Source organism: Variovorax sp. CCNWLW186, from assembly GCF_037203865.1.
GTDB lineage: Bacteria > Pseudomonadota > Gammaproteobacteria > Burkholderiales > Burkholderiaceae_C > Variovorax.
The window spans coordinates 37,432-63,096 of record NZ_JBBCBO010000026.1 but is presented as its reverse complement, the minus strand read 5'-3'; the positions used below and the strand labels follow the sequence as shown (position 1 = coordinate 63,096).

Genomic DNA, 25,665 nt, shown 5'->3' with positions numbered 1-25,665 from the left:
CTCAGGCCGTTACGACGGCTGCGTCGGGATTGTGCCGCAGCAACGTTGCCCGCCAGCCCATATCGAGCTTCCGGAGTGCCGCCAGAACCGGCAAGCCCGCGAGCGCCGCCACCAGGTGCTTCAGGCTGTGGCCGGAGATCAGGTGCCCGGAGGCCTCGTAGATCTGGTGGTCCGCCAGCTCGAAGGCCTTGGCCACCACATAGAAGAAGATCACCCAGCCCAGCTTGAGGCCGACCGCGCCGCGCATCGGCGTGGCCAGCGCAAGCGTCAGCACCAGCGCCATGCCGCCGAACTGCACAAGGGCCCAGGGCAGGACATTGCCGGTCTCCTGGACCACCTCGGCCGCAAGCAGGCCCGTGGTCAGCACGAACCAGGCGGCCGGCCAGCCGGCGCGCTGGCTCACGCGTTCGCAGACCGCAATGCCGATCAGCCCGGCAAAGGCCACGGCCATGCCGGCGCGGTCGGCCGCAAGGCGGGGTGCGTCCGGCAGCAGGTGATAGAAGGCGGAGCCCGCCGCGGTGGCGATCAGGCCGGCGAAGAACAGCCAGGCGCAATCGAGCGTGTTGTCCGGCGGGTCGCTGGCCGGGGGTGCCAGGGGAAACTGGGCCAGCGCCTGCTGATGGGCCCGGTCGATGCGGTTGAGCCGGTACAGGCCCCAGCAGCCGATCAGCAGGAACGGCAGGTTGCTCAGCACGTCCATGGCATTGGGCAGGCCGTGCCAGGCGCGGTTGTCTGCAAACACCGAGGCAATTGCCACATCGGCCGCGGGCAGCGCGGGGCCGAACAAAGCCACAAGCGCAAGCAGCGCAAAGGTGAAGAGCAGCCCGCGTTCGCGGCGGCTGAGAGTGGGCAGGAACATGGCGGGCCTCGTTGGTTGGGTGGTACGAGCCGCGGAATTTAGTTGCCAGCCTCTCTGTAGGCATCGAGAATCGATACGAGGTATTAATTCACACCTTTCGGTATCCTTTTTCGATACCCCTCTCCGCACAAGCCACCTTTCATGAGCACCACCGTCGACCTCGTCCAAGCCCTCAAGAACGAACTCAAGAGCGCCCGCATGACCTACGCCGACCTGGCGCGGTCGCTCGACATGGCGGAATCCAGCGTCAAGCGCATGCTGGCCAAGAGCGACATGCCGCTTTCGCGCGTCGACGCGATCTGCCGTGCGCTCAAGATCGACTTTGCCGAGTTGGCCCGCCGCGTGGCCGACGCCCAGCCGCTGTTGAAGGAGCTCACGCAGGAGCAGGAAAGGGCGGTGGTCAAGGACAAGAAGCTGCTGCTGGTGGCCATCAGCGTGCTGAGCCAGTGGACGCTGGAGCAGATCGTGGCCTCGTACCGGATCACGGAGGCGGAATGCATCGGCTTCCTGGCGCAGTTGGACCGCATCGGCATCATCGAGCTGCGGCCGCTCAACCGCTACCGGCTGAAGCTGGCCAAGACCTTCCGCTGGCGGCCGCACGGCCCGGTGATGGAGTTCTTTCGCGAAAACGTGGTGCTCGACTACTACCGCGGCGGCTTCGACGGGCCGGCCGAGGGGCTGTTGCTGGTGCACGGCTCCATCAGCCGCTCATTGGCACCGGCGTTTTTGGAGCGCCTGCAGCGCGTGGCGCAAGACTTTGCGCAGCAGCACCAGACGGACCAGAAGCTCTCGGCCAAGGACCGCGAGGGCTACACGCTGCTGCTGGGCATGCGGAATTGGGAGTTCGAAGCCTTCACGCGGCTCCGCCGCGCCTGAACCTCAGGGCTTTGCAGCTTCGAGCGCGTCGCGCGTGGTGCGCGCGGCGTTCTTCGCCGCGGCGGCAAAGTCGTCGCCCGACGACGCGTAGATGATCGCGCGGGACGAGTTCACGATGATCGGCGCATCGGCGCGCCAGCCCGCGCGCACCGTGGCTACCGCGTCGCCGCCCTGGGCGCCGACGCCCGGAATCAGCAGCGGCACCGTGGGCGCGAGTTCGCGCACGCGTTCGATCTCGGCCGGATAGGTGGCGCCCACCACGAGGCCGAGTTGGCCGTTGAGGTTCCACGGGCCTTGCGCGAGCTTGGCGACGTGCTCATAGAGAAAGGGCTGGCCCTCGATGTCCGCGAGGCGCTGGCCCTGCAGGTCGGAGCCGCCGGGGTTGCTGGTACGGCACAGCAAAAAGGCGCCCTTGCCTTCGTGCTTGAGGTACGGCGCCACGGAGTCGAAGCCCATGAAGGGCGACAACGTGACCGCGTCGGCGCCATAGCGCTCGAAAGCCTCGATGGCGTACTGCTCGGCGGTGGAGCCGATGTCTCCGCGCTTGGCGTCCAGGATGACGGGCACATGGGGCGCATTGCGGCGCATGTGCTCCATCAGTTGCTCCAGCTGGGCTTCGGCGCGGTGGGCCGCGAAGTAGGCAATCTGCGGCTTGAAGGCAATCACCAGGTCGGCCGTCGCGTCGACGATGCGCGCGCAGAAGTCATAGATGCGGCTCGCGTCGCCCTTGAGTTGCCCCGGGAACTTGGCTGGCTCCGGATCGAGCCCCACGCAGAGCAACGAACCGTTTTTTTGCTGTGCGGTGGCCAGCTTGTCGAGGAAAGTCATGGGGCCGATTTTAAGGACCCGCCGGCCGCCGCTTATTTCGACGGCATTTGCTGGTCGGCTGCCAGGCACAGGTCGGCCCAGGCGCGCGCCTTGTCGGCGGGGTTTCGCAGCAGGTACGCCGGGTGGTAGGTGGCCACCACCGGCACGCCGTTGACCGAGTGCAGCGGCACGGCGCGGCCGCGCAGCTTGCCGAGCGGGTCGGTGCTTTGCATCAGGCTTTGGGCGGCCAGCGGGCCCATGGCGAGCACCATGCTGGGCGCCAGCGCGGCGGCATGTTCCTCGAAAGCCTCGGCCATCGGGCGCGGGCTGCCGGGCTGGCCGGCTGCCACGCCGCGGTGCGTGCGCATCAGGTGCACCGGCGTCTTGCCATCGTGCAGCTTGAGGGCGCGCAGCATGTTGTCGAGCAGCTTGCCCGCGTCGCCCGCAAAGGGCTCGCCGTGGCGACCGTCGGCTTCGGGCGGCATGTCGGCCACGACCAGCCAGCCGCCTTGGGCCGACTCGGTGCTTCCGGCCTCGGCATAGAGGCGACGGGGCGTTTCGACCAGCACGGCGGCGCCATGGGCGAGCGGTGCCGCGGCAGGTGCAGTTGCTGGGCGAGCGACCGGCGCCGGTGCCGCTGCGGGCCTTGCGACCGGTGCATGCGCAGGCGCGGCCACGGGCGTTTCGGCGACGTACGGTTCGCGCTCGTCGACGGGCGGCGGCTCTGCGACAACTGCTTGTGCCTCTGCGGCAACGGGTGCCGCCTCGACGACCTCGGGCATCGGCCACCAGACCTTCACGCCCATTTCGTCGAGCATCGCGCGCTGGCGCGCGTCGAGCTTCAATGTCTGTACCGCACTCATCGCAAGGCTCCCCAGGCGGAGCCTGTCTCGTTCAATCTCAGGCTCATGACCACGGCGTCTTCGCGCTTGCCCTCATGCGCCGGGTAATAACCCTTGCGCACGCCGACGCTGCGGAAACCCTGGCGCACATAAATGTCGAGCGCGCGCTGGTTGCTTTCGCGCACCTCGAGCCACAGCCACTGCGCGCCTTCGCCGCGCGACCACCCGGTCAGCGCCTCGAGCATCAACGGCGCCCAGCCCTGGCGCTGGAAAGCCGGCGCCACGGTGATGTTGAGCAGATGCACCTCGTCGACGCCCTTCATGGCGACGTAGTAGCCGATCAGCGTTTCGCCGAGGCTGGTAACCGGCGTGGCCAGGTTCGGCAGCGACACCGGCGCGAGCAGGCATTGGCAGTGGTAGCCAACGGCCATGGAATCGATGAAATTCCCGCGCGTCCAGGGATGGCTGTAGGCCGTGTGCTCCACCGCGCAGACAGCCTCGAGCCGCTCGATGGTGAGCGGTTCGAGTCGGGCTTCGACGGGCTGGAGAACGGCACTCATGGGTGGGTCACACTGGTGAAATCGCAACCGCGGCCGCCTTGATGGCGGCACGCTCTTCCGTGGTTTGCGCCACTTTATCGCGAACATACAGCGGCCAGGCATGTGCCGCATCCACAGTGCGTCCGGCGGCCAGCAGCGCCGGGGCGAGCCGAAGCATGGCGGCGGCCGTCGGCAGCACCTCGTGGCGCGCTGCCGCCGGCGCCAGGCGCGGGCCGTAGGCTGCAAAGGCATTGCCGGCGAGCGACCAGCCGGCGGGCACTTCGAGCGCCTCGGGGGCCAGCAGCAGCGGCTCGTTGTCGTTGCCTTGCAACGCGCCGAGTTCGCCGCCGCCTTCGAAGTCGTAGCGGGCGGCATACAGCTGGTCCATGCGCGCATCGAGCACCGCAACCACCTGGCGGGCGCCGAAGGCATGGCGCGCTTCCTCGGCCACGGCCTGCAGGGTGTCGACCGGCAGCAATCGCACACCGGAGCCGAAGGCCAGCCCCTGGGCCACCGAGCAGGCGGTGCGCAGGCCCGTGAAGGAACCCGGCCCGCGGCCGAAGGCGATGGCGTCGAGCGCGGCCAGCTCGAGCCCGGCCTCGGCCAGCAATTGCAGGATGAGCGGGATCAACGTGCTCGACGCCTGCGCACCGCCAGCGCCGCTGTGCGTGAACAGGCGCTCGCCGTGGCGCACCGCCACCGACAGGTGTTCGGTGCTGGTGTCGAAAGCCAGGAGCCTATGCATCGTGGCGCCCCATGGCTGCGGCAGCCGGAACCGCGGGCACTGCGGCATTGCGCGCTCCGGCGGCCTTCTGCACGCCGAACAGGATGCCGGCGGTCACCAGCAGCAGGCCGGCGATCAGGTTCCAGTACAGCGGCTCGTCGAGCCAGATCACCGCGCCGAAGGCCGAGAGGCCGGGCACCAGCGCCGTGATCATGGTGCTGCGCACCGGGCCGAAATATTGAATCATCTTCGTGAAGGTAATGCCCGAGATCACCACCGAGCCGATGCCCTGGAACAGCATCTGAAACGCCACCTCGCCCCAAGGGGCGGAGCCGATGTGGCTCACGACCGCGCCGCCCGCCACCAGCAGGCTGTACACGGGCACATAGGTGAGCAGTGCGAACACGGTAATGGCAATGGTCGCGCGCACGGCGTCGAGCCCATGGCGGCGTGCCACCACGCTGTAGCAGGCCCAGCAGAACGCTGCGCCCATGAAAAGCAGGTCGCCCTTCCAGACCTCACCGCCCTCGAAGGCGTGCAGCAGGCTGCGGCCGCCGACCATGAGGTCGCCGGCAACGATCAGCGCCAGGCCGAAAGCGCGGCCCGGGGTGATGCGGTCGCGCAGCACCAAAGCGGCCAGCAGCGTGGTCCACAGCGGCAGGCTGCCCGGCATCAGCACCGCGGCATGGCCCGCGGGCGCAAAGAAGAAGCCGCTGTACGCAAGCATGGCGTAGGCGAGCCCGCCGAAGACGCCGGCGGTGGCTGTGACGCGCAGGGAAAGAGGCGAAAGCCCGAACAGCGACGAGGCCGTGCCCCCTTGCTGTTCGCGGCGGCTCTTCATGACCAGCCACGCACCCCATGGAACCAGCACCATGCTGGCGCCGCAGATGCGCGCCAAGGCCAGGTCGAAAGGCGTGAGCGAGCGTCCGGCCGAGGCCCGGGCGATGACGATGAAGGCGGTCCAGACCAGCACGGTGACCACGGCCGCGCCGATGCCGAGCGTGCGGGGCGAAAAACGGGGCGTGGCAGGCATCCCCCGATTATCGAGGGCCCGCCGCCGCCCCGCCGGCCAGGGGCGAATCAGCCGCCGTCGCTGCGCAAGATGGCCAGCCCCACCTTGCGCAGCGCCGCCAGCGCGGGGGCGGGCGCCTCCGGCGACACCAGCAGGCTGGTAGCGGCGGAAACCGGGTTGATCACCCAGGCCGAAGCGGCGCCGATTTTTTCCGATGAGGCCAGCACCACCGTCTCGGCCGCCGCCGCCATGAGCGCGCGCTTGATCGCCGCCTCTTCGTCATCGCCGGTCGTCAGCCCGGCTTCGGCCTGCACGCCGGTCACGCCCATGAAGAAGGTGTCGGCATGGATGCGCGAGATGGCGTCCATGGCCGCGGCGCCCACCGCCACCATCGAATGCCTGAAAAGCCGCCCGCCGATCAGCACCACCTCGACGGCGACGTGGCCAGCCAGCTCGACCGCCACCGAGGGGCTGTGCGTCACCACGGTGGCACGCAGGCTTTCGGGCAGGTGCCGTGCCATCTGCACGGCCGTGGTGCCGCCATCGATGAACACCACCTGCCCCGGCCGCACCAATCGCGCAGCGGCACGGCCGATGGCCACCTTCTCGGCGGTTGCCAGCTGCAGGCGGCCCGCAAAGTCGGCCTCGGCCCTGGCAAGCGGCAGCGCACCGCCGTGCACGCGCTGCAGCAGCCCTTCGGCGGCGAGCTCGCGCAGATCGCGGCGAATGGTGTCTTCCGACAACGCGAGCTCCTCGCTGAGCGACTTCGCGACAACGCTGCCGTCGCGCCGCAGGACCGAGAGGATGTGTTGTTTGCGCTGGCGGGTAAGCATCGGTGCGATCGTATCCGGCCAAGCCGCAGATTGCACGAATTTTCTTGTTTTTGCACGAATCAGCGCATATGCTTTGCGCCATGACCCTTCAAGACCGCGTCCGGGTGCACGAAGCCACCCTGCTTTCCGACAACTGGTACACGCTGAAGACCACCGCCTTCGACTGGCGGCGCAACGACGGCAAGTGGCAGCGCATGCACCGCGAAACCTACGACCGCGGCAACGGCGCCACGCTGCTCCCCTACAACCGGGCCCGGCGCACGGTGCTGCTGACGCGGCAGTTTCGCTACCCGGCTTTTGTCAACGGCCACGACGACCTGCTGATCGAAGCGGCCGCCGGCCTGCTGGACAACGCGGCGCCCGAGGAGCGCATTCGCGCCGAGGTGGAAGAAGAACTGGGCTACCGGCTCGGCGCGGTGCAGAAGATTTTCGAAACCTTCATGAGCCCGGGCTCGGTGACCGAGAAGCTGCACTTCTTCATCGCCGAGTACGAGCCTTCGATGCGCGTGGGCAATGGCGGCGGCCTGGCCGACGAGGGCGAGGACATCGAGGTGCTCGAACTCGGCATCGACGAGGCGCTGGCCATGGTGGCGGACGGGCGCATTGCCGATGCCAAGACCGTCATGCTGCTGTACCACGCGCAGCTGCATGTTTTTCCGCCGAGATAATCGGCCGATGGTTCTTCCTCGTCTCTCCTTCCTCCGGCCCGTCTGTGCGCTGTGCCTCGCCACGCTTTTCGCTTCCGGCGCCTACGCGCAACAAGCCTTTCCGACCGAAGTAGAGACCGCCCTCGCGCGCGCCAAGGTGCCGCGCGATTCGGTGACCATGCTGGTGGCCGACGCCGACGGCGTGCGCCCGCCGCGGCTGGCGTGGCGCTCGCAGGTGCCGGTGAACCCCGCATCGATCATGAAGGTGGTCACCACCTACGCCGCGCTCGACCTGCTCGGCCCGGCCTACAGCTGGAACACGCCGGTCTACGTCGACGGCACGGTGAGCAACGGCGTGCTCAACGGCAACCTCTACATCAAGGGCCAGGGCGACCCCAAGCTCGTGCTCGAGCGCGTGTGGCTGCTGCTGCGCCGCGTGCAGGGCCTGGGCATTACCACCGTGAGCGGCGACATCGTGCTGGACCGCAGCACCTTCGAGAACACGGCCGAGAACGACCCCGCCGCCTTCGACGGCGAGCCGCTGCGGCCCTACAACGCCTCGCCCGACGCGCTGCTGGTCAACTTCAAGTCGGTCAACATGACCTTCACGCCCGAGCGTGGCGGGCAACACGCGCGCATCAACTACGAGCCCCCGCTCGCCAGCGTGTCCATGCAGCCCACCATCGCGCTGGCGCCCGGCGAATGCGGCGACTGGCGCGCGGCGATCAGGCCCGACTTCAGCGACCCGAACCGCATCCGGTTCAACGGCACCCTTCCGGCGGCCTGCGGCGAGAAAAGCTGGGCCGTGGCCTATGCCGACCCGCGCACCTACGGGCTGCGCGCCGTCGGCGGCATGTGGGCCGAGATGGGCGGCCGCGTCGGCGGGCAGATGCGCGACGGCCGGGTGCCGCCGGGCCTGAAGCCGGTGTTCGAGTTCGGCTCGCCGCCGCTCGCGGAGGTGATTCGCGACATCAACAAGTACAGCAACAACGTGATGGCGCAGCAGGTGTTCCTGACGCTCGGCCTCACGCAAAAGAACCGCGGCACCTTCGAGGCGTCGCGCAATGCGCTGGGCCAGTGGTGGCGCGACCGCATCGGCACGGGCGAGGGGCAGCCGGTGTTCGACAACGGTTCGGGCCTGTCGCGCGAAGAGCGCATCAGCGCCGCGGCGCTCGGCAAGATGCTGCAGGTCGCGTGGCGCTCGCCGGTGATGCCCGAGTTGGTGTCGTCGCTGCCCGCCTCGGGCGTGGACGGCACGCTCAAGCGGCGCGCGCTGCGCTCGGGCGGCGCGGCGCACCTGAAGACCGGCACGCTGCGCGACTCGTCGGGCGTGGCTGGCTACGTGCATGGCGCGAGCGGGCGGCGCTACGTGCTGGTGGCCATTGCCAACGGCGAGAACGCGGGCGCTGCGCGCGCTGCCTTCGATGCGCTGGTCGACTGGGCATATCAAGACAACTAGGCGCCTGGTCGCCTAGCCCGCCGCACCGTGTACTGAAAACTTCTGTAGGTGATAGCCGCTTGCGCGCGGCTGGGGCGCTGCACAGAATCGGACGCCCGTTCGATTCGACACCCGTGCAACACAGGAGAAACGCCTTGAAGACACCGCAACAATCTTCCCGCCTCTCGATGCAAAAAAGGGCGGCATCGGCGGCGCTCACCGGCGCCGCGCTGCTGCTGGCGGCCTGCGGCGGAGGAGGCGGTGGTGGTGGAGGCGGCATCGGAATCGGCCTTCCTCCGCCCGCGACGGATACGGGCCGAGGCTCCGTCGTGACGGACCCGCCCGAGCAGGCGTCGAAGCTGACCGCCGACCAGTTCAGGTCGCTGCTCGAGGCCGATGCTTCGGGCAGAGCGCTGCTTCAGGTGACCGGCACGCCCAAGTGCGGCATCGAGACGCGCTATCTCGAATACCGCACCATCGGCGGCAAGAACGAAGCCACCAACGCCACGGCCGCGGTCATGGTGCCCTCCGGCGCGGACGTGGCCTGCAACGGCGCGCGGCCGGTGGTGCTGTATGCCCACGGCACCACCGCCGCGCGCAACTTCAACATCGCCAAGTGGACCGAAGCCGGCCAGCCGGCGGCCGGCGAAGGCCTTTTGGTTGCCGCCATGTTCGCGGCGCAGGGCTACATCGTGGTGGCACCCAACTACGCGGGCTATGACAAGTCGACGCTGCCCTATCACCCGTACCTGAACGGCGACCAGCAAGGCAAGGACATGGTCGATGCGCTCACCGCGGCGCGCAAGACCTTCTCGGGCATCAACGCGACCGATGCGGGCTCGCTGCTGATCACCGGCTATTCGCAGGGCGGCTACGTGGCGATGGCAGCGCACCGCGAGATGCAGAACACGGGCAAGGCGGTGACGGCGTCGGCGCCGCTCTCGGCTCCCTCAGCCATCGGGCTGCTGGCGGACTACACCTTCCAGGGCTGGCCGGCGCTGGGGAGCACGCTGTTCGTGCCGCTGCTCTCGGCCAGCTGGCAGCAGCAGTTCGGCGACGTGTACGGCAGCACCAGCGACATCTACGAATCGCAGTACGCCGCCGGCATCGACACCCTGCTGCCGAGCCTGACGCCGATCACCACGCTTTTTGCCAATGGAAAGCTGCCGCAGCTGGCGCTCTTTCCGGCGGGCGCCACGCCGGGGCCGGTGAGCCCCGACCTATCGATCTTCTATGGCGCCAACAACCTGATCCGCCAGAGCTACCTGACGCAGGCGGCCAGCGACATCCAGGCCAACCCCTGCCCGGGCAATGCGCTGCCTCCCACGGCGAGTTCGCTCAGCACGACTTCGCCGCTCGATTGCCGGCCGGCCGTGGGCTTTAGAAAGGCGGCGCGCGCCAACGACCTGCGCAACTGGCTGCCGACCCGGCCGGTGCTCATGTGCGGCGGCGCCAACGACCCGACCGTCAACTTCCTGAGCACCCGCGCCACCGCCGGCTACTTCCGCGCCCGGGGCATGCCCGCCGCCGCGCTGACCGTGGTCGACCTGGAAGACAACGCCATCACCGACGCCTATTCCGCCGCGCGCGCCGGCTTTGCGCAGGCCAAGAGCATCCTCGCGCAGAACAGCCCAGGCAGTGAGGCCGACAAGGCGCGGGCGGTCACTCTGGCCTATCACGGCACGCTGGCGCCGCCGTTCTGCCTGGCTTCGGCGCGCGGCTTCTTCCAGGGCGTGCTGGCCGCCGGCGGTTAACCCTTGAGGGGTCAGCCCATCGACGCGCGTTGAAGGCGGTCGCGCACGCCTTCCCACTCGGGCGTGTCCGGCGGCGTCTCGACCCAGATCAGCTTGACGCCTTGCGCGTCGAATTCGCGCAGCACCGCGAACAGCTGGTGCGCGCTGGCCGCGGCGTCGTCGGGCATGCGCCGCTGCAGCACGCGCTGCGAATGGCTGCGCACTCCGGTGCGCGTCCACACCGCGATGTTCGCGGCGCCGGCGCCGAGCACGTCGAGCCCGGTCTGGATGGCCTTGGCATCCATCAGCCGCAGCTTGGCATTGGGGGCGTAGTGCGCCTCCAGCGTGCCGGGGGCGCGCGGATCGGGCGTTTCGAGCACCTCGCGGTCACTCAGGCGCTCGCCCAGCGCGGCCTCGACCTGCGCGCGCGTGATCAGGCCCGGCCGCAGCAGCACGGGCGCGCCGCGGCTGCAGTCGATGATGGTCGACTCGATGCCCACCTCGCAGGCACCGCCGTCGACCACCGGCAGCGAATCGCCGAATTCGTCGAACACATGCTGCGCGGTGGTCGGGCTCACGCGGCCGAACCGGTTGGCGCTGGGCCCCGCTAGGCCGGGGACGCCCTGCTCGGCGCAGGCCTCGAGCAGCGCCTGCGCCACCGGATGCGAAGGGCAGCGCAAGCCGATGGTGTCTTGCCCGCCCGCCGCCGCGGCCGCAACGCCGGGCTGGCGCGTGACGATCAGCGTGAGCGGGCCGGGCCAGAAGGCCTGCACCAGCTTCTGCGCGAACGGCGGAAGCGGCTGCGCAAAGCGCGACAGCGCCTCGGTGCCCTTGATGCCGGCCGCCACGTGAACGATCAGCGGATGGTCCGAAGGCCTCCCCTTGGCCTTGAAGATGCCGGCCACCGCCATGTCGCTGGTGGCATCGGCGCCCAGGCCATAGACGGTTTCGGTCGGGAATGCGACCAGCCCGCCCGCGCGCAGCACGCGCGCGGCTTCGGCAATCGCCTGGGGAGACTGGCCGTCGAGAATCATGCGAAGTCGGCCGCCGTGAGCGCCGGCAGGCCGAGCAGTGTGGAGGCTTGTGACGCCGCGGCGCGCACGCCCTCGAGCGTGGCGCCGGTGAAGGTGATGTGGCCCATCTTGCGGCCGCGTCGCGGTTCGACCTTGCCGTAGAGGTGCAGGTGTGCGCCAGGCAGCGCGAGCACGTCGCTCCAGCGCGGCGCCGCCGGCTTGTCACCGCCCTCGGCGGTGAACCACAGGTCGCCCAGCAGGTTCAGCATGATCGCCGGGCTGTGCTGCCGCGGCGGGGCCAGCGGCAAGCCGGCAAGGGTGCGCACCTGCAGTTCGAACTGCGACACGTCGCAGGCCTCCATGGTGTAGTGGCCGCTGTTGTGCGGCCGCGGTGCCATTTCGTTCACGACCAGCGAGCCGTCGGTCAGCACGAAGAACTCGACGCACAGCACGCCCACGTAGTTGAGCCCGGTGGCAATGCTCTTTGCCGAGTTGATGGCGGCCTGCGCCACCGTCTTGGGCATGTTCTGCGCATGCACCTCGGTCACGGCCAGGATGCCGCCCCGGTGCAGGTTGCGCTGGGGCGGAAAGTGCACGATCTGCCCGTCGCGGCCGCGCGCCACGATCACCGAGCATTCGAACTCGAGCGGCAGCAGCTTTTCGAGCACGCACGGCACGCAGCCCGCGGCCTGCCAGGCGTCGATCAGCTCGGCCCGGGTGGACACGCGCTGCTGGCCCTTGCCGTCGTAGCCGAGGCGGGCCGTCTTGAGAATGCCGGGTAGCAGCCCGTCCTCACCGGCGGCAAGCTGCGCCGCCGTCTCGATGACGGCGTACGGCGCGCACGCCACGCCGCAGCGGGTGAAATGGGCTTTTTCGGCGATGCGGTCCTGCGCGATGGCAATGGCCGCCGCGTCGGGCGCCACGGGCCGGGCGACCGACAGCTTGTCGAGCGACGGCGCGGGCACGTTCTCGAACTCCGTCGTCACCGCGTCGGCCAGGCCCGCGAGCCGCGCCAGGCCGTCCACGTCGGCGTAGTCGGTATGGATGTGGTGGTGGCTCACACGGCCCGCCGGGCTGTCGGCGTCGGGATCGAGCACGGCCGTGAAGTAGCCCATGCGCTGGGCGGCGTGCGCGAACATGCGGCCTAGCTGGCCGCCGCCGAGCACACCGAGCGTGGCGCCGGGAAGAATGGGAAGGTCGTTCTTGCTCACAGGGCACCCCCGCCTTGCGGCGAAAAAGGCGATACAGCGCCGGCATCCGCCGCGGGAGGCGGCGGCAGCGTCATGGCCTCGGCCGCGGCGGTTTGCGCGATGCGGAAGGCGTCGAGCCGGGCGCGCAGCGCCGGATCGTTCACCGCCAGCATCGCCACGGCGAACAGCGCCGCGTTGGCCGCTCCCGCATTGCCGATGGCAAAAGTCGCCACCGGAACGCCCTTGGGCATCTGCACGATGCTGTAGAGCGAATCGACCCCCTGCAGGTGGCGGCTGGCCACCGGCACGCCCAGCACCGGCACGGTGGTCTTGGAGGCCAGCATGCCCGGCAGATGCGCCGCGCCGCCCGCGCCCGCGATGATGGCGGTAAGCCCGCGCCCGGCGGCGCTTTCGGCGTACGCGAAGAGCGCATCGGGCATGCGGTGGGCCGAGACCACCTTCGCTTCGTGCTTGATTCCGAATTGCTGGAGAATCTCGACCGCGTTGCGCATCGTCTCCCAATCGGAGCTCGAGCCCATCACTACACCGACCTGAATGGTTTCGTTCATGGTTTCAATTTTACGTTTCACCCCCAGCTGGTTCCGATGATCGACATCACTCTCGAAAATTTTCAGGCCGAACTGGTCGAAGGCTCGGTCGCCACGCCGGTGCTGCTGGACATCTGGGCCGAATGGTGCGGACCGTGCAAACAGCTCGGCCCGGTGCTCGAAAAGCTCGAAACCGAGTACGCCGGCCGCTTCACGCTGGCCAAGCTCGACGCCGACAAGGTGCCGCAGATTTCGTCGCAGCTGTCCGAGATGTTCGGCGTGCGCAGCATTCCGTTCTGCGTGATGTTCAAGGACGGCCAGCCGGTCGACGGCTTCGTCGGCGCCATTCCGGCCGACAAGATCCGCGAATTCCTCGACAAGCACGTGCCCGGCGCCGAAGAGGTCGAGGCGGCTTCGGAAGAGGCTGCGGCCCAGGAAGCGCTGGCCGAGGGCGACACCGAAGGCGCGCTCGAGCGGCTGCAGCATGCGGTGGCCACCGACCCGGCCAACGACGATGCGCGCTTCGACTACATCAAGCTGCTGCTGCAAGAGGGCCGCATCGACGATGCCAAGGTGGCTTTCGCCCCCGTCATCGCCAAGACCACGCTGGTGCGCCGCTTCGATTCGCTGCAGCGCTGGATGGACGCCATCGACTTTGCGGCGCCGGCATCCGGAGCCGCGCCGTCATTGGCTGATTTCGACGCCAAGATTGCCGCCGGCAAGCGCGACTTCGACGCCCGCTTCGGCCGCGCCCGCCTGCTGATGGCCGAACAGCGTTGGACCGACGCCATGGACGAACTGCTCGAGATCCTGATGCGCGACAAGAGCTGGAACGAAGAACTCGCGCGCAAGACCTACATCGCGATCCTCGATCTCATCGAGCCGCCGAAGGTGAAAGTGGCCGACGGGCAGATTCCGCCGGACGATCCGCTGGTGGCCACATATCGCCGCCGGCTCAGCAGCGTGGTGTTGAGTTGAGCAACGAATTGCTCATTGCAATGAGCAATTAGATAGAAAAGCGACTGGAGAGTCGCTTTTTTATTGCCCTTCCTAGCCTCATATAGATATCATTACTACTCAATTCGACGTAAAAGCGTACGCTAATGATCCAACTCACTGAAGAACTCGAAAAGGCCCGGAAGGCAGCGAGCCTGAGCCAGGAGGCCTTGGCGACCCAAGCCGGCCTTTCGCGCATGACGGTGCAGCGCATCGAAAGCGGCCAGATCGATCCACGGCTTTCAACGCTGCTCGAAATGGCGCGCGTGCTGGGGCTCGAGCTCATGACGGTGCCCGCCGCGCTGCGCCCGCAACTGGAGGACTTCGTGCGATCGGGTGGCCGGCTGCTCGGCCAGCCGGCAGGCGCAGGCGCACCACCCTCCATTGCACAGAGCCTGGCTGACGAAGGCCGGTGAGCACCAGCGCCGCGTTCAACACCGGCATCCGCTATCTGCGGATGTACCTGCATGCGCCCGGCGGCAATGCACAGGCCGCGGGCCGGCGGCGTGCCATCGGCTATCTCTCGCAGTACGGCGACATTCTTCGCGTGTCGTTCGACGAGGCCTACATCGCCGATCCGGCACGCCCCACGCTCTCGCTGGCCTACCGGGGCGCCGACGAGGCCGCGACCCGGGCCATCCTGGCTTCGGCCCGCGACGCCCGGGTGTCGCGCAGCGACGGCCACTGGCCAAGCTACTTTCAGAACCTGCTGCCCGAGGGGCACAACCGCGAACGCCTGGCCTTGCAGCGCGGCTGCAGCGCGGACGACGAATTCGAGCTGCTGGCCGCCGCCGGCCACGACCTGATGGGCGCGCTCGAGGTCGAGCCCGTGCCCACGGCCGAAGGCATTCCCGACACGGTCCGGCACTGGCACACCGCGCTCGGGCTGGACGTGCTCGAACCGGGCTTCGTCGAACTGCCGGTGGAAGACGCGGCCGCCATTCCGGGCGTGGTGACCAAATTCTCCGCCGTGCAGGATGGCCGGCGCTACGTGGTGCGGCGCCATGGTGCGGCCGGCTCATTCATCCTCAAGCTGCCGACCACGCGCCACCCCGACCTGGTGGCCAACGAGCACACCGGCTATCGCCTGTGCGGCGCACTCGGCCTTGACTGCGCCGAGGCCAGCGTGATCGAGCGCACCGAAGCCGACCTGCCCGAGCAGGTGCCGTTCGGACAGATCCTTGCCGTGCGCCGCTTCGACCGCACGGCCGACGGCGGCCGCATCCACATGGAAGAGTTCGCGCAGGTGCTGCAGTACGAGCCGCGCCAGAAGTACGGCCGCGGGCTCAACGTCGACTGGCCCGCCATGCTGCGCGTGCTGGACCGGCTGTCGCCCCACCCGGTGGCCGACGTGCGCGAATGCGTGCGGCGCATCGTGGCTTTCATCCTGCTGGGCAACAGCGACGCCCACCTGAAGAACTGGGCATTGCGCTACCCCGACGGCGTGGCGCCGGTGCTGGCGCCGCTCTACGACCCGGTGTGCGTGGCGGCTTTCTTCGAAGACGTGCCGGCGGTCGACTACGCGGTCAACCGCGCCATCGATGCACGCCTGCGCGCCTTCGACTGGCCGGCGCTCGAAGCGCTGCTGCGCGCGGCCGGGCTGCTGCGCCCGTCCCGGCTCATGGCCATCGCGCGCGATAGCGTGCGCCAAGCGCAGGCCGAATGGCCCGCGCTGCTCGACGACCCGGCCACACCAGCCAGCGTGCGGACCTGCGTTCGCGCACGCCTGGCAGGCGGTACGGCATTGGCGAGCTAGGCCGGCGTCGAATACGATTGCGGGCGATTCAACTTGTTGCAATTGAGAAGAAGGAAAACCGGCCATGCGTTTCCTCGCCCGCCACCGCGCCCGCCTCGCGCTTCCCGTTTTCGCGGCCGTCGTCCTCGGGGCCGCGCTGTCCGGTTGCGGCAGCGGCATCAGCCTGGACGAACCGATCGAGGGGCCGGTCTGGCGCCTCGTGCAGCTGGGCAACGAGCCCGTGGCGCCCGGCGGCGATGCGCAGATCCAATTCGACCGCAGCAGTGGCCGCGTCAGCGGATCGGGCGGCTGCAACCGGGTGTCGGGGTCGTTCACGCGTAGCGGCAGCACGCTGCGCATCGGCCAACTGGCCTCTACCCGCATGGCCTGCGCGGACCCTGTGCGCGGCGCGAATGAAGCGCAATTCATCTCGGCGCTGCAGGCCGCCGCCACCTATCGGTTGGCCGGCCCGGGGCGGCTTGCATTGCTCGACGCAAGCGGCCGGACGGTGGCAACGCTGAACTCGGCCAGCCGCTGAGGCGGCCGGAGCCGGCTACCCAGCGAGCTCAGCCGGTAAGGCGCTCCAGCGCTTCCCGGTACTTGGCCGCGGTCTTCTCGATCACTTCGGCCGGCAGGCGCGGCGCCGGCGGCGTCTTGTCCCAGGGCTTGCCGTTGATCTTGGTGGCCTCGAGCCAATCGCGCACGAACTGCTTGTCGTAGCTCGGCGGGTTGGCGCCGGCGGCCAGCGCGGCCTGGTAGCCCTCGACCGGCCAGTAGCGCGAGCTGTCGGGCGTGAGCACTTCGTCCATCAGCACCAGCGTGCCGGCTTCGTCCAGGCCAAACTCGAACTTGGTGTCGGCAATGATCATTCCCTTGGTGAGAGCGATCTGCGCGGCGGTTTCATAGATCTCGAGGCTGGTCTCGCGAATTTGCTGCGCCAGCTTGGGACCGACGATCTCGACCACGCGGTCGTAGCTGATGTTCTCGTCGTGCTCGCCGGCCGCGGCCTTGGCGGCGGGCGTGAAGATCGGGCGCGGCAGCTTGCTTGCGTTGGTAAGCCCTTCGGGCAGCGGAACGCCGCACACGGAGCGGCTTTCCTGGTATTCCTTCCAGCCGCTGCCGGCCAGGTAGCCGCGCACCACCGCCTCGACCGGAATCGGCGTCAGGCGCTTGACCAGCATCGAGCGGCCAGTTACCTGCGGCACTTCTTCGGCCGTGACGACGCTCTCGGGCGCTTCGCCCGTCAGGTGGTTGGGGCACAGCTGGCCAAGCCGTTCGAACCACCACAGCGCCATTTGCGTGAGGATTTCGCCCTTGCCCGGAATCGGCTCGCCCATGATCACGTCGAAGGCGCTGAGCCGGTCGCTCGCGACCATCAGGATGCGGTCTTCGCCGACGGCGTAGTTGTCGCGCACCTTGCCGCGCGCAAGCAGGGGCAGGCTCTGGATGGAGGAGGTGTGGACGGTGGTCATGGGGCGATGCTGTGCGGAAACGGGTGACGGGGAAAACGGATTGTGCGCGCAGAAAAAAGCCACCGCGAACGGTGGCCTGCGAATCGCGGAAAAAGTTTCTTCTTCAGACCACTTCTTGCGCGAGCTCGCCCTTGGCGTACTTGGCGGCGACCACTTGCAGCGTCTCGCCCTTGATCTTGGCGCCCTGGCCTTCGCAGCCGAACTCGATGTAGCGCTGCTTGCAGATCTGCTTGGCGGCTTCGCGCGCGGGCTTGAGCCATTCGCGGGCGTCGAACTTCTCGGGGTTCTCGGCCAGGAACTTGCGCACCGCGCCGGTCATGGCCAGGCGGATGTCGGTGTCGATGTTGATCTTGCGCACGCCGTACTTGATGGCTTCCTGGATTTCCTCGACCGGCACGCCGTAGGTTTCCTTCATGTTGCCGCCGTACTTGCGGATGATCTCGAGCAGGTCTTGCGGCACCGACGACGAGCCGTGCATCACCAGGTGGGTGTTGGGCAGGCGGGCGTGGATTTCCTTCACGCGCGAAATCGACAGGATGTCGCCCGTGGGCTTGCGGGTGAACTTGTAGGCGCCGTGGCTGGTGCCGATGGCAATGGCCAGCGCGTCGAGCTGCGTGGCCTTCACGAACTGGGCGGCTTCCTCGGGATCGGTGAGCAGCGCGGAGTGGTCGAGCACGCCTTCGGCGCCAATGCCGTCTTCCTCGCCGGCCATGCCGGTTTCGAGCGAACCCAGGCAGCCCAGTTCGCCTTCGACCGTAACGCCGACCTTGTGCGCCAGCTGCACGACCTTGCGGGTCACGTCGACGTTGTAGTCGAAGGAAGCCGGCGTCTTGCCGTCTTCGTGCAGCGAACCGTCCATCATCACGGAGGAAAAGCCGAGGTCGATGGCACCCTGGCAGATGGCCGGGCTCTGGCCGTGGTCCTGGTGCATGACCAGCGGAATGTTCGGGTACTGCTCGATCGCGGCCTGGATCAGGTGCTTGATGAAGGCTTCACCGGCGTATTTGCGGGCACCGGCGCTGGCTTGAAGGATGACGGGCGCGCCGGTTTCCTTGGCGGCCTCCATCACGGCCTGGACCTGTTCGAGGTTGTTGACGTTGAAGGCCGGAATGCCGTAGCCGTTGGCGGCTGCGTGATCCAGCAGTTCGCGCATCGAGACGAGTGCCATGGGAAATACCTCGCGGAAATAGGGGAAAAAGAAGGCGGAAAGACGAGAGAAAACTGCCGCAATTCTATCGAGCCCCCTTGTGGGACGGCACTGACAGGTACCTCAGGGGAACGGGCAGGGCTGTGGCGCGCGCCCCTAGATCGGCAATTGCGTGGTCGACAGCACCTGCTTGAGCACCACGAAAGTCCGGATCTGCCGCACGCCCGGCAAATACAGCAGCTGCTCCGCGTGCAGGCGGTTGAAGCTGTCGTTGTCGCGCGTGCGCACGAGCATGAAGTAGTCGAACTCGCCCGTGACCACGTGGCATTCGAGGCAGCCCGACACCTTTTGCGCGGCCTTTTCGAAGTCGGCAAACGAGTCGGGCGTGGAGCGGTCGAGCACCACGCCGATCATCACCAGCATGCCGAGCTCCAGCGCGTCGGCATCGAGCAGCGCCACGATGCCCTTGATGAGCCCGGCGGCCTTGAGCCGCTCCACGCGGCGCAGGCAGGCGGGCGCGCTGAGGTTGACCTTGGCGGCCAGCGCCACGTTCGACACCGAGGCGTCGCGCTGCAGGGCGCGAAGGATGGCGCGATCGGTGCGATCCAGCTCTGCCGCCGCCTCGGCCGCCTGTGCCGGGGTGGCACGCAACTTTGTTTTGCTCATCTTTGTCTTGGCGAACCAAAAATCTCTGATCGCCCGATCTTGTCTTTTTTTACGCCGTAATTCCACCAAAATTTGCAAGCACGTTTCGGCGGCTCCTTCCTACCATCGATGCATCCCTTTTCTGGAGCAGCACCGATGAATCTCAAGAAATTCCCCCGCCACGCACTCACCTTCGGCCCCACGCCAATTCACCCGCTCAAGCGCCTGAGCGCTCACTTGGGCGGCGAGGTCGAGCTCTATGCCAAGCGCGAGGACTGCAACAGCGGCCTGGCCTTCGGCGGCAACAAGACGCGCAAGCTCGAATACCTGATTCCCGAGGCGCTCGAGGGCGGCTACGACACGCTGGTGTCGATCGGCGGCATCCAGTCGAACCAGACGCGGCAAGTGGCGGCCGTGGCTGCGCACCTGGGCCTGAAGTGCGTGCTGGTGCAGGAGAACTGGGTCAACTATTCCGATGCGGTGTACGACCGCGTCGGCAACATCGAGATGTCACGCATCATGGGCGCCGACGTGCGGCTCGACGCCGCGGGCTTCGACATCGGCATTCGCAAGAGCTGGGAAGAGGCCATGGCCGACGTGCGCAAGGGCGGCGGCAAGCCCTTTCCGATTCCGGCCGGCTGCTCGGAGCATCCGCGCGGCGGCCTGGGATTCGTGGGCTTCGCTGAAGAAGTGCGGCAGCAGGAGGCCGAACTGGGCTTCAAGTTCGACTACATCGTGACCTGCTCGGTCACGGGTAGCACGCAGGCCGGCATGGTGGTGGGCTTTGCGGCCGATGGCCGAGCCGACCGAGTGATCGGCATCGACGCCTCGGCCAAGCCGCAGCAGACCTTCGAGCAGATCGTGCGCATTGCCAAGGGCACGGCCGAATTGGTGGAACTGGGCCGCGACATCACCGAGAAAGACGTGGTGCTCGACCGCCGCTTCGGTGGACCCGAATACGGCCTGCCCAACGAAGGCACGCTGGAAGCGATTCGCCTCTGCGCGCGCCTCGAAGGCATGCTGACCGACCCTGTGTACGAGGGCAAGTCGATGCACGGAATGATCGAGAAAGTGCGCTTGGGCGAATTCCCGGCCGGCTCGAAGGTGCTGTACGCGCACCTGGGCGGCGTGCCCGCGCTGAACGCCTACAGCTTCCTGTTCAGGAACGGCTGAGCAACCTCCGTTCGCGCGACAGATCTCGGTCAGGTAGGAACCCACTCAGCCCGTCTATCGTTCCGGCGATTTGCCTCGATCCGTCATCGCGGTTTGACGCGCAGATACTCCCCGGAAGGCTTGGCAGACTTGTCCGTCCTGACACACAGGTGTCCGTCGCACAGCGTGACATCGGCCTCGTTGTAGGCCTTGAGCAATGCGGCAGAAATCTGGTTCTTCGAGATTTCGTCGTGGTATTGACTCGACAACCAAGCACCGCCCGCCAGCATCAACACCAGGCTGCCCAGCGTGATGCCTGCAACCTTCCAGATCAGGTGGCGGTGCAACGTCTCGGCACGTCGTAGCTGCGCGCTCAAGGCAAGAGAAGACTGCTGGATTTGTTCGCCTGCTTCGCGCAGGCGCCGTTCATAGTCTGAAACCGGCCGCTCGATGCCGCTGCGGACATCTGCAAGCACCGCCTCTGGCAGTCGGCCCAGCTGCTCGTTGGCGGCTTGGCGCACCACTGCCGGCAGCTGTTGGGAAAGCTTTTGCAGTTCCGAGCCGGATTGCTCGCATCGGCGCTCGAACTTTTCGACCAGTGCGCTCATCTTGCTCGCCAACGCCAGCATGGTTTGATCGTTCATTTTTATTTGCCTCGCCTGTTCCGCGCGTGGATGGAGCTTTAGTGGCGCATGACCATCACTGGCGCATTCATTGCAGGCTGCTGCTGAGCTTGAGCCTGTTGCTGCGCAACCCATTGCTCCTGGCGATTTACCTCCGCGATGCCCTCTGCAATCACCTCTCGGCCCGGCGGCAGGTCCGCCAGCGTCTGTTGCATTCTTCTGAAGGTGGCGTCATCGGCGCTCAGCATGCGGTCCAGAAATGCGGACAGGTCGTCGGTGGGTGAGGGCTCCTTGGATGGCGTCTGCGGCGTGCGTTGCGCTTCGCCCATTGCTCCTGCAGGCGCGGCGCCAGGCAGCATGCGGCTCGCCTCGACTTCACAGAATTGGCCGTAGGTTTGCCTGGTGTTCGATGTGACGTTGCCCCTGTTGTTCTGAGCCAGTTCAAAGACGGCCGCCTCCATGACCTGGGCGACGGTCATGTGGCCGGGTTCTTCCCGGGCGGCATCGGCAATGCGTTGGGCGATCAGATGGTCCTGGCCTTCGCCGCGGCTGCCGTGCACCCCTTCACCGCGCCAGCGGGATTCCAGTTGAACTTCCTGTTCCGTAAGGGGCCGTTGCTCGAGTTCGGCGGCCAAGCGATTGGTTTCCAGGATTTCTTCGCGCACTTTGACTTCGTTGTAGTGGGCGTAGCCTTCGGTCAAGTGGCAGGCGCTCTCGTAAGCGGCTTTGTCTTTTTCAGTCAGCGCGTTGGCGCGCACGGTCGCGATGGCGGCATTGGGTTCTTCGACGCGGAAGTGCCCGAGTTCGTGGGCCAGGATGCTGACTGTGCCTTCGGGGGTGTTGAAGCGGCTGGAGGCAATGTGGAGGTAGCCTGGGATGTCCTTGCTCATCGGCGTGCTGTACTCGCCCGCATCGGTCTTGGGATTGACCTTTGCAGCGACGGTGTAGTCACTGGCTGCATAAGCGCGCATGTCGGCCTTGAGGGCTTCCGACCTGTTGATCATCGCGAGTGCATCGGGCGAAATGTTGTAAGCCTTGAATTTGTTCGTTTTATCGGCCAACCACTCTGCTGTGATGGCTGTGGTAAACGTGCTCATTTCTTGCTTTCCCCTCTAATTCTTCAGTGATTCAAGGTCGCGCTGAACGGTGATGCCTCCCACGCATTCGTAGTAACTGAAATCGAATTCAATTCGCCCGTTCCTAGGCCCCTTGAAGAAGCGGTGAGTGACATAGAAGATGCCCTGGAGCTTTCCTGTTTGAAAGGGCGGCGTTGGCACCACCCCTGGCAACGCCACAGCAGGCGCTACGGTGCGGTGTGGCGAGACGGTGAAGCCATCGCCGAAGGTGGCGATCACATCCGCCAGTGTCACGCATGATTTCCTGATGTCGACGGCAAAGCTGAAATACCTTTTCCCCCCAAATCTTGGTCTGTCGTCATCTGCACGCGTGTAGTAAAAGTTGCTGACCCCCGCTGGCAAATGTCGAAGCTCTTCTGCCTCCGCCTCTGCCCCCGCTGGGATTCGCCTAGGGACGTTTCTGGACTCGCTGTCGTCCCGGTCGTTCTTGATCTTCAGCGTTTCATGAAACAAGCGGTTTGGATCGGAAAGGTCATCCGTCCGCGCGATGCACCATGCCAGTTCGACGATGGGGTGTTTCGGAGGCCGAGCTTTGGCGCTCTGGACCGCGCATGACGCTGCCGTGGAGGAGTTGAAATTCGACCCCGCCGGCAGAACGCCGCACCCTGCAACGGACACAGCCGTCGCCAAGGCCAGCAGCACCGCTTTGAATGCGTGCAATTGCTTCATTGATGTTCCTGCCCTCCGGGTGTCACGGTCACATCCGCCAGTGTCACGCAGGATTTCTTGGGGTCGGTTCAAAACCAACGCGCCTTTCCCCGCCGATCGTGAACTTATCGACGTCTATCCGTCGGAAGGATTGAAATTCGACACACGCGGCAGAACGCCGCACCCTGCAACGGACAGCGCCGTCGGCAAGGCCGGCAGCACCGCCTTGGATGTATGCAATTGCGCATTCGATGTCTCCCGCCCTTACGGCGTTCGAGACATCGTCGATGCCCGATCGATCAGCTCGCCCGGCAGATCTTCAGCATGTTGGTGCCGCCCGGGGCACCCATCGGCTCGCCGCAGGTGATCGCGTAGACGTCGCCGGTCTGCACGATGCCGCGCTTCTTCAGGTGGGCTTCGGCCTGCTCGAGCGCGGTGTCGCGGTCGCTCTCCGAATCCATCAGCAGCGGGCGCACGTTGCGGTAGAGCGCCATGCGGCGCTGCGTGGCAAGGCGCGACGTCAGCGCGTACATCGGAATGTGCGCGCGGTGGCGGCTCATCCACAGCGGCGTGGAGCCCGACTCGGTGAGCGCCACGATCGCCTTGGCGCCGAGGTGGTGGGCCGTGAACAGCGCGCCCATGGCAATCGACTGGTCGATGCGGCTGTAGGTCTTGCCGCTGAAGTCGGCGTCAAGGGTCTTGTCTTCGGCCGATTCGGCGGCTTCGCAGATGCGGCTCATCTCCTGCACGGTTTCGAGCGGGTAGCGGCCCGAGGCGGTTTCGGCCGAGAGCATCACCGCGTCGGTGCCGTCGAGCACGGCGTTGGCCACGTCGCTCACTTCGGCGCGGGTGGGCACGGGGTTGGTGATCATCGACTCCATCATCTGGGTCGCGGTGATCACCACCTTGTCCATGTCGCGCGCCATGCGGATCATTTTTTTCTGCAGCGCGGGCACGGCGGCGTTTCCGACTTCGACCGCCAGGTCGCCGCGCGCCACCATGATGCCGTCGCTCGCGCGCAGGATTTCTTCCAGCTTGGGAATGGCTTCGGCGCGCTCGATCTTGGCGATGAGCCCGGGCTTGTGCCCGTACTCGGCCGCGGCCACGTTGCACAGCTGGCGCGCCATTTCCATGTCGGTGGCGTTCTTCGGAAAGCTCACCGCCACGTAGTCGGCCTGGAAGCTCATCGCGGTCTTGATGTCTTCCATGTCCTTGGCGGTGAGCGCCGGCGCCGTGAGGCCGCCGCCCTGCTTGTTGATGCCCTTGTTGTTGGAGAGCTCGCCGCCCAGCTTGACGGTGGTGTGCACCGCCTCGCCCCGCACCGCGTCGACCGTGAGCACGATGAGGCCGTCGTTCAGCAGCAGCCGGTCGCCGGGGCGCACGTCGCGCGGCAGGTCCTTGTAGTCGAGGCCGACGGCATCGGCATCGCCCGGCTCGGTGCGCGAGGCGTCGAGCACGAACTTGGCGCCCGGCTCGAGCCAGACCTTGCCCTGCGCGAACTTGCCGACGCGGATCTTGGGGCCTTGCAGGTCGGCCATGATCGCCACCTCGCGGCCGATCTTGCGGGCGGCTTCGCGCACCATGGCGGCGCGGTCGATGTGGTCTTGCGCGGTGCCGTGGCTGAAGTTGAGCCGCACCACGCTGACCTTGTTCAGGATCATCTGTTCCAGCAGCTCGGGCGTATTGGAAGCCGGGCCGAGCGTGGCGACGATCTTGGTGGCGTGGCGGGGAAGGCGATCCGTGATCATTGAGCTTGTCTCCATTTTGTATCCGCTACTGTATACACTTTGTGCGACAACAGGAAGCGGGCACCGCGGCACGGGCGCGAAAAATCAGCCCGCAGCACGCTTGGCAAGGATTTCGAAGGCCGGGAGGGTCTTGCCCTCGAGCACCTCGAGGAAGGCGCCGCCGCCTGTCGAGATGTAGCCGACCTGCTTCTCGATGCCGTACTTGGCAATGGCCGCGAGCGTGTCGCCGCCGCCTGCGATCGAGAAGGCGCTGCTCTCGGCAATGGCCTGCGCAATGGCCTTGGTGCCGCCCGCGAAGGCGTCGAACTCGAACACGCCCACGGGGCCGTTCCAGACGATGGTGCCGGCTTTGCGCAGTTGCGCCGAAAGGATCTCGGCGGTCTTCGGACCGATGTCCAGGATCAGGTCGTCATCGGCCACGTTGTTCGCGTCTTTTACCGTGGCGGGCGCGTCGGCCGCAAAGGTCTTGGCCGTGACCACGTCCACCGGAATCGGCACGTCGGCGCCGCGCGCGCGCATGGATTCGATCACTTCCTTGGCTTGGTCGACGAGGTCGGGCTCGGCCAGGGACTTGCCGATCTTGAGGCCGGCCGCGAGCATGAAGGTGTTGGCGATGCCACCACCGACGATGAGCTGGTCGACGTTGGCCGACAGGCTCTTGAGAATGGTGAGCTTGGTGCTCACCTTGGAACCCGCCACGATGGCCACCAGCGGCCGCTTGGGCAAGGCCAGCGCCTTCGAGATGGCGTCGAGCTCGGCTGCGAGCAGCGGGCCGGCCGCGGCCACCTTGGCGAACTGCGCGATGCCGTAGGTGGTGGCTTCGGCGCGGTGCGCGGTACCGAAGGCGTCGTTCACGTAGATGTCGGTGAGGGCCGCGAGCTTGCGGGCCAGCGCTTCGTCGTTCTTCTTCTCGCCCTTGTTGACGCGGCAGTTCTCGAGCAGAACGACCTGGCCGGGCTTCACGTCGACGCCGTCGATCCAGTTGGCCACCACCGGAACCTCGCGACCCAGCAGCTCGCCCAGGCGCTTGGCCACGGGGGCAAGCGAGTCTTCGGGCTTGAACTCGCCTTCGGTCGGGCGGCCCAGGTGCGAGGTGACCATGACGGCGGCGCCGGCGTCGAGCGCCAGCTGGATGCAGGGCACCGAGGCGCGAATGCGCGTGTCTTCGGTGATGTTGCCTGCGTCGTCCTGCGGCACGTTGAGGTCGGCACGGATGAAGACGCGCTGGCCGGCGGCCTTGCCCTGCGCGCAGAGGTCGGTGAATCGAATGACGTTCATGGTCTGTGTTTCGTGGAAGACAAG

Annotated in this window: 27 protein-coding genes; 9 read left to right on the top strand and 18 right to left on the bottom strand. The window is 67.0% G+C overall.

Features of this window, described 5'->3' with window-relative positions; translation table 11 throughout:
* Window position 1 precedes the first annotated feature (1 nt).
* A complete protein-coding gene (locus V9K97_RS23865; RefSeq protein ID WP_337298324.1) occupies window positions 2-859 on the bottom strand; it encodes a hypothetical protein in 858 nt (285 codons plus the stop codon).
* A gap of 141 nt (window positions 860-1,000) precedes the next feature.
* Here V9K97_RS23865 and V9K97_RS23860 point away from each other — a divergent pair, with 141 nt between their 5' ends.
* Window positions 1,001-1,735 carry a helix-turn-helix domain-containing protein gene (locus V9K97_RS23860; protein ID WP_258502883.1) on the top strand — a complete coding sequence of 245 codons (735 nt, stop codon included), beginning with the start codon at window positions 1,001-1,003 and terminating at the stop codon, window positions 1,733-1,735.
* Between the two features lie 3 nt (window positions 1,736-1,738).
* Here V9K97_RS23860 and pyrF read toward each other — a convergent pair whose 3' ends face one another.
* The 6 genes from pyrF to V9K97_RS23830 are packed head-to-tail and all read right to left on the bottom strand — an operon-like array spanning window position 1,739 to window position 6,492.
* Entirely contained in the window at window positions 1,739-2,563 is an 825-nt protein-coding gene (gene pyrF / locus V9K97_RS23855; RefSeq protein ID WP_337298323.1) for an orotidine-5'-phosphate decarboxylase, read from the bottom strand.
* Window positions 2,564-2,595: 32 nt separating this feature from the next.
* Window positions 2,596-3,405, bottom strand: coding sequence for a uracil-DNA glycosylase family protein (locus tag V9K97_RS23850; RefSeq protein WP_337298322.1), 810 nt, complete (start codon window positions 3,403-3,405; stop codon window positions 2,596-2,598).
* The gene (rimI, locus tag V9K97_RS23845; RefSeq protein WP_337298321.1) at window positions 3,402-3,944 is read right to left on the bottom strand and encodes a ribosomal protein S18-alanine N-acetyltransferase; all 543 of its coding nucleotides are present in this window, start codon (window positions 3,942-3,944) and stop codon (window positions 3,402-3,404) included. The genes V9K97_RS23850 and rimI overlap by 4 nt, the downstream gene beginning before the upstream one ends.
* Window positions 3,945-3,951: 7 nt before the next feature.
* Window positions 3,952-4,668, bottom strand: a complete 717-nt coding sequence (tsaB, locus tag V9K97_RS23840; RefSeq protein ID WP_337321120.1) for a tRNA (adenosine(37)-N6)-threonylcarbamoyltransferase complex dimerization subunit type 1 TsaB — start codon at window positions 4,666-4,668, stop codon at window positions 3,952-3,954.
* Entirely contained in the window at window positions 4,661-5,680 is a 1,020-nt protein-coding gene (locus tag V9K97_RS23835; RefSeq protein ID WP_337298319.1) for a DMT family transporter, read from the bottom strand. The genes tsaB and V9K97_RS23835 overlap by 8 nt, the downstream gene beginning before the upstream one ends.
* Window positions 5,681-5,727: 47 nt before the next feature.
* Window positions 5,728-6,492, bottom strand: a complete 765-nt coding sequence (locus V9K97_RS23830) for a DeoR/GlpR family DNA-binding transcription regulator (protein ID WP_337298318.1) — start codon at window positions 6,490-6,492, stop codon at window positions 5,728-5,730.
* 80 nt (window positions 6,493-6,572) lie between these two features.
* Between V9K97_RS23830 and V9K97_RS23825 the strand changes: the two genes are divergently transcribed.
* The 3 genes from V9K97_RS23825 to V9K97_RS23815 all read left to right on the top strand — a co-directional run bounded on the left by V9K97_RS23825 (window position 6,573) and on the right by V9K97_RS23815 (window position 10,331).
* Window positions 6,573-7,160, top strand: a complete 588-nt coding sequence (locus tag V9K97_RS23825; RefSeq protein ID WP_337321119.1) for a GDP-mannose pyrophosphatase — start codon at window positions 6,573-6,575, stop codon at window positions 7,158-7,160.
* Between the two features lie 7 nt (window positions 7,161-7,167).
* Window positions 7,168-8,598: a D-alanyl-D-alanine carboxypeptidase/D-alanyl-D-alanine endopeptidase gene (dacB, locus tag V9K97_RS23820; protein ID WP_337321118.1), complete on the top strand. Its 1,431-nt coding sequence runs from the start codon at window positions 7,168-7,170 to the stop codon at window positions 8,596-8,598.
* A 167-nt stretch (window positions 8,599-8,765) separates the two neighbouring features.
* Window positions 8,766-10,331 carry an alpha/beta hydrolase family protein gene (locus tag V9K97_RS23815; protein ID WP_337321140.1) on the top strand — a complete coding sequence of 522 codons (1,566 nt, stop codon included), beginning with the start codon at window positions 8,766-8,768 and terminating at the stop codon, window positions 10,329-10,331.
* 11 nt (window positions 10,332-10,342) lie between these two features.
* Here V9K97_RS23815 and V9K97_RS23810 read toward each other — a convergent pair whose 3' ends face one another.
* Genes V9K97_RS23810 through purE form a run of 3 tightly spaced genes read right to left on the bottom strand, consistent with a single transcriptional unit; the run spans window position 10,343 to window position 13,082 of the window.
* Complete coding sequence (locus tag V9K97_RS23810) at window positions 10,343-11,344, bottom strand: L-threonylcarbamoyladenylate synthase (RefSeq protein ID WP_157616346.1); 1,002 nt, start codon at window positions 11,342-11,344, stop codon at window positions 10,343-10,345.
* Window positions 11,341-12,534, bottom strand: a complete 1,194-nt coding sequence (locus V9K97_RS23805) for a 5-(carboxyamino)imidazole ribonucleotide synthase (protein WP_337298315.1) — start codon at window positions 12,532-12,534, stop codon at window positions 11,341-11,343. The genes V9K97_RS23810 and V9K97_RS23805 overlap by 4 nt, the downstream gene beginning before the upstream one ends.
* Complete coding sequence (gene purE / locus V9K97_RS23800) at window positions 12,531-13,082, bottom strand: 5-(carboxyamino)imidazole ribonucleotide mutase (RefSeq protein WP_337321117.1); 552 nt, start codon at window positions 13,080-13,082, stop codon at window positions 12,531-12,533. Before purE ends, V9K97_RS23805 begins: the two co-directional genes overlap by 4 nt.
* A gap of 36 nt (window positions 13,083-13,118) precedes the next feature.
* Between purE and V9K97_RS23795 the strand changes: the two genes are divergently transcribed.
* The 4 genes from V9K97_RS23795 (at window position 13,119) to V9K97_RS23780 (ending at window position 16,330) form a co-directional block, all read left to right on the top strand.
* Entirely contained in the window at window positions 13,119-14,039 is a 921-nt protein-coding gene (locus V9K97_RS23795; protein ID WP_337321116.1) for a tetratricopeptide repeat protein, read from the top strand.
* Between the two features lie 125 nt (window positions 14,040-14,164).
* Window positions 14,165-14,473 (top strand): helix-turn-helix domain-containing protein, encoded by a 309-nt coding sequence (locus V9K97_RS23790; RefSeq protein ID WP_126748556.1) that lies wholly within the window; start codon window positions 14,165-14,167, stop codon window positions 14,471-14,473.
* A gap of 41 nt (window positions 14,474-14,514) precedes the next feature.
* Entirely contained in the window at window positions 14,515-15,813 is a 1,299-nt protein-coding gene (locus V9K97_RS23785) for a type II toxin-antitoxin system HipA family toxin (protein WP_337321138.1), read from the top strand.
* A 64-nt stretch (window positions 15,814-15,877) separates the two neighbouring features.
* Window positions 15,878-16,330, top strand: a complete 453-nt coding sequence (locus tag V9K97_RS23780) for an META domain-containing protein (RefSeq protein ID WP_258502905.1) — start codon at window positions 15,878-15,880, stop codon at window positions 16,328-16,330.
* 28 nt (window positions 16,331-16,358) lie between these two features.
* Here V9K97_RS23780 and V9K97_RS23775 read toward each other — a convergent pair whose 3' ends face one another.
* The 3 genes from V9K97_RS23775 to V9K97_RS23765 form a co-directional block, all read right to left on the bottom strand.
* Window positions 16,359-17,264, bottom strand: coding sequence for a phosphoribosylaminoimidazolesuccinocarboxamide synthase (locus V9K97_RS23775; RefSeq protein WP_258502906.1), 906 nt, complete (start codon window positions 17,262-17,264; stop codon window positions 16,359-16,361).
* A 103-nt stretch (window positions 17,265-17,367) separates the two neighbouring features.
* Complete coding sequence (gene fba / locus V9K97_RS23770) at window positions 17,368-18,432, bottom strand: class II fructose-bisphosphate aldolase (RefSeq protein WP_258502908.1); 1,065 nt, start codon at window positions 18,430-18,432, stop codon at window positions 17,368-17,370.
* Between the two features lie 135 nt (window positions 18,433-18,567).
* The gene (locus V9K97_RS23765) at window positions 18,568-19,077 is read right to left on the bottom strand and encodes an Lrp/AsnC family transcriptional regulator (protein ID WP_337321115.1); all 510 of its coding nucleotides are present in this window, start codon (window positions 19,075-19,077) and stop codon (window positions 18,568-18,570) included.
* Between the two features lie 135 nt (window positions 19,078-19,212).
* Between V9K97_RS23765 and V9K97_RS23760 the strand changes: the two genes are divergently transcribed.
* Window positions 19,213-20,229, top strand: coding sequence for a 1-aminocyclopropane-1-carboxylate deaminase (locus V9K97_RS23760; RefSeq protein WP_337321114.1), 1,017 nt, complete (start codon window positions 19,213-19,215; stop codon window positions 20,227-20,229).
* Window positions 20,230-20,312: 83 nt separating this feature from the next.
* On the opposite strand, the gene V9K97_RS23755 is transcribed toward V9K97_RS23760, so the two are convergent.
* From V9K97_RS23755 to V9K97_RS23735, 5 genes are all read right to left on the bottom strand, one after another.
* Window positions 20,313-20,852, bottom strand: coding sequence for a hypothetical protein (locus V9K97_RS23755; protein ID WP_337321113.1), 540 nt, complete (start codon window positions 20,850-20,852; stop codon window positions 20,313-20,315).
* Between the two features lie 38 nt (window positions 20,853-20,890).
* Window positions 20,891-21,928 (bottom strand): hypothetical protein, encoded by a 1,038-nt coding sequence (locus V9K97_RS23750; RefSeq protein ID WP_337321112.1) that lies wholly within the window; start codon window positions 21,926-21,928, stop codon window positions 20,891-20,893.
* A gap of 15 nt (window positions 21,929-21,943) precedes the next feature.
* The gene (locus V9K97_RS23745; protein ID WP_337321111.1) at window positions 21,944-22,636 is read right to left on the bottom strand and encodes a hypothetical protein; all 693 of its coding nucleotides are present in this window, start codon (window positions 22,634-22,636) and stop codon (window positions 21,944-21,946) included.
* A 278-nt stretch (window positions 22,637-22,914) separates the two neighbouring features.
* Window positions 22,915-24,363 (bottom strand): pyruvate kinase, encoded by a 1,449-nt coding sequence (pyk, locus tag V9K97_RS23740; protein ID WP_157616358.1) that lies wholly within the window; start codon window positions 24,361-24,363, stop codon window positions 22,915-22,917.
* A gap of 84 nt (window positions 24,364-24,447) precedes the next feature.
* Complete coding sequence (locus tag V9K97_RS23735) at window positions 24,448-25,641, bottom strand: phosphoglycerate kinase (RefSeq protein ID WP_337321110.1); 1,194 nt, start codon at window positions 25,639-25,641, stop codon at window positions 24,448-24,450.
* Window positions 25,642-25,665 lie beyond the last annotated feature (24 nt).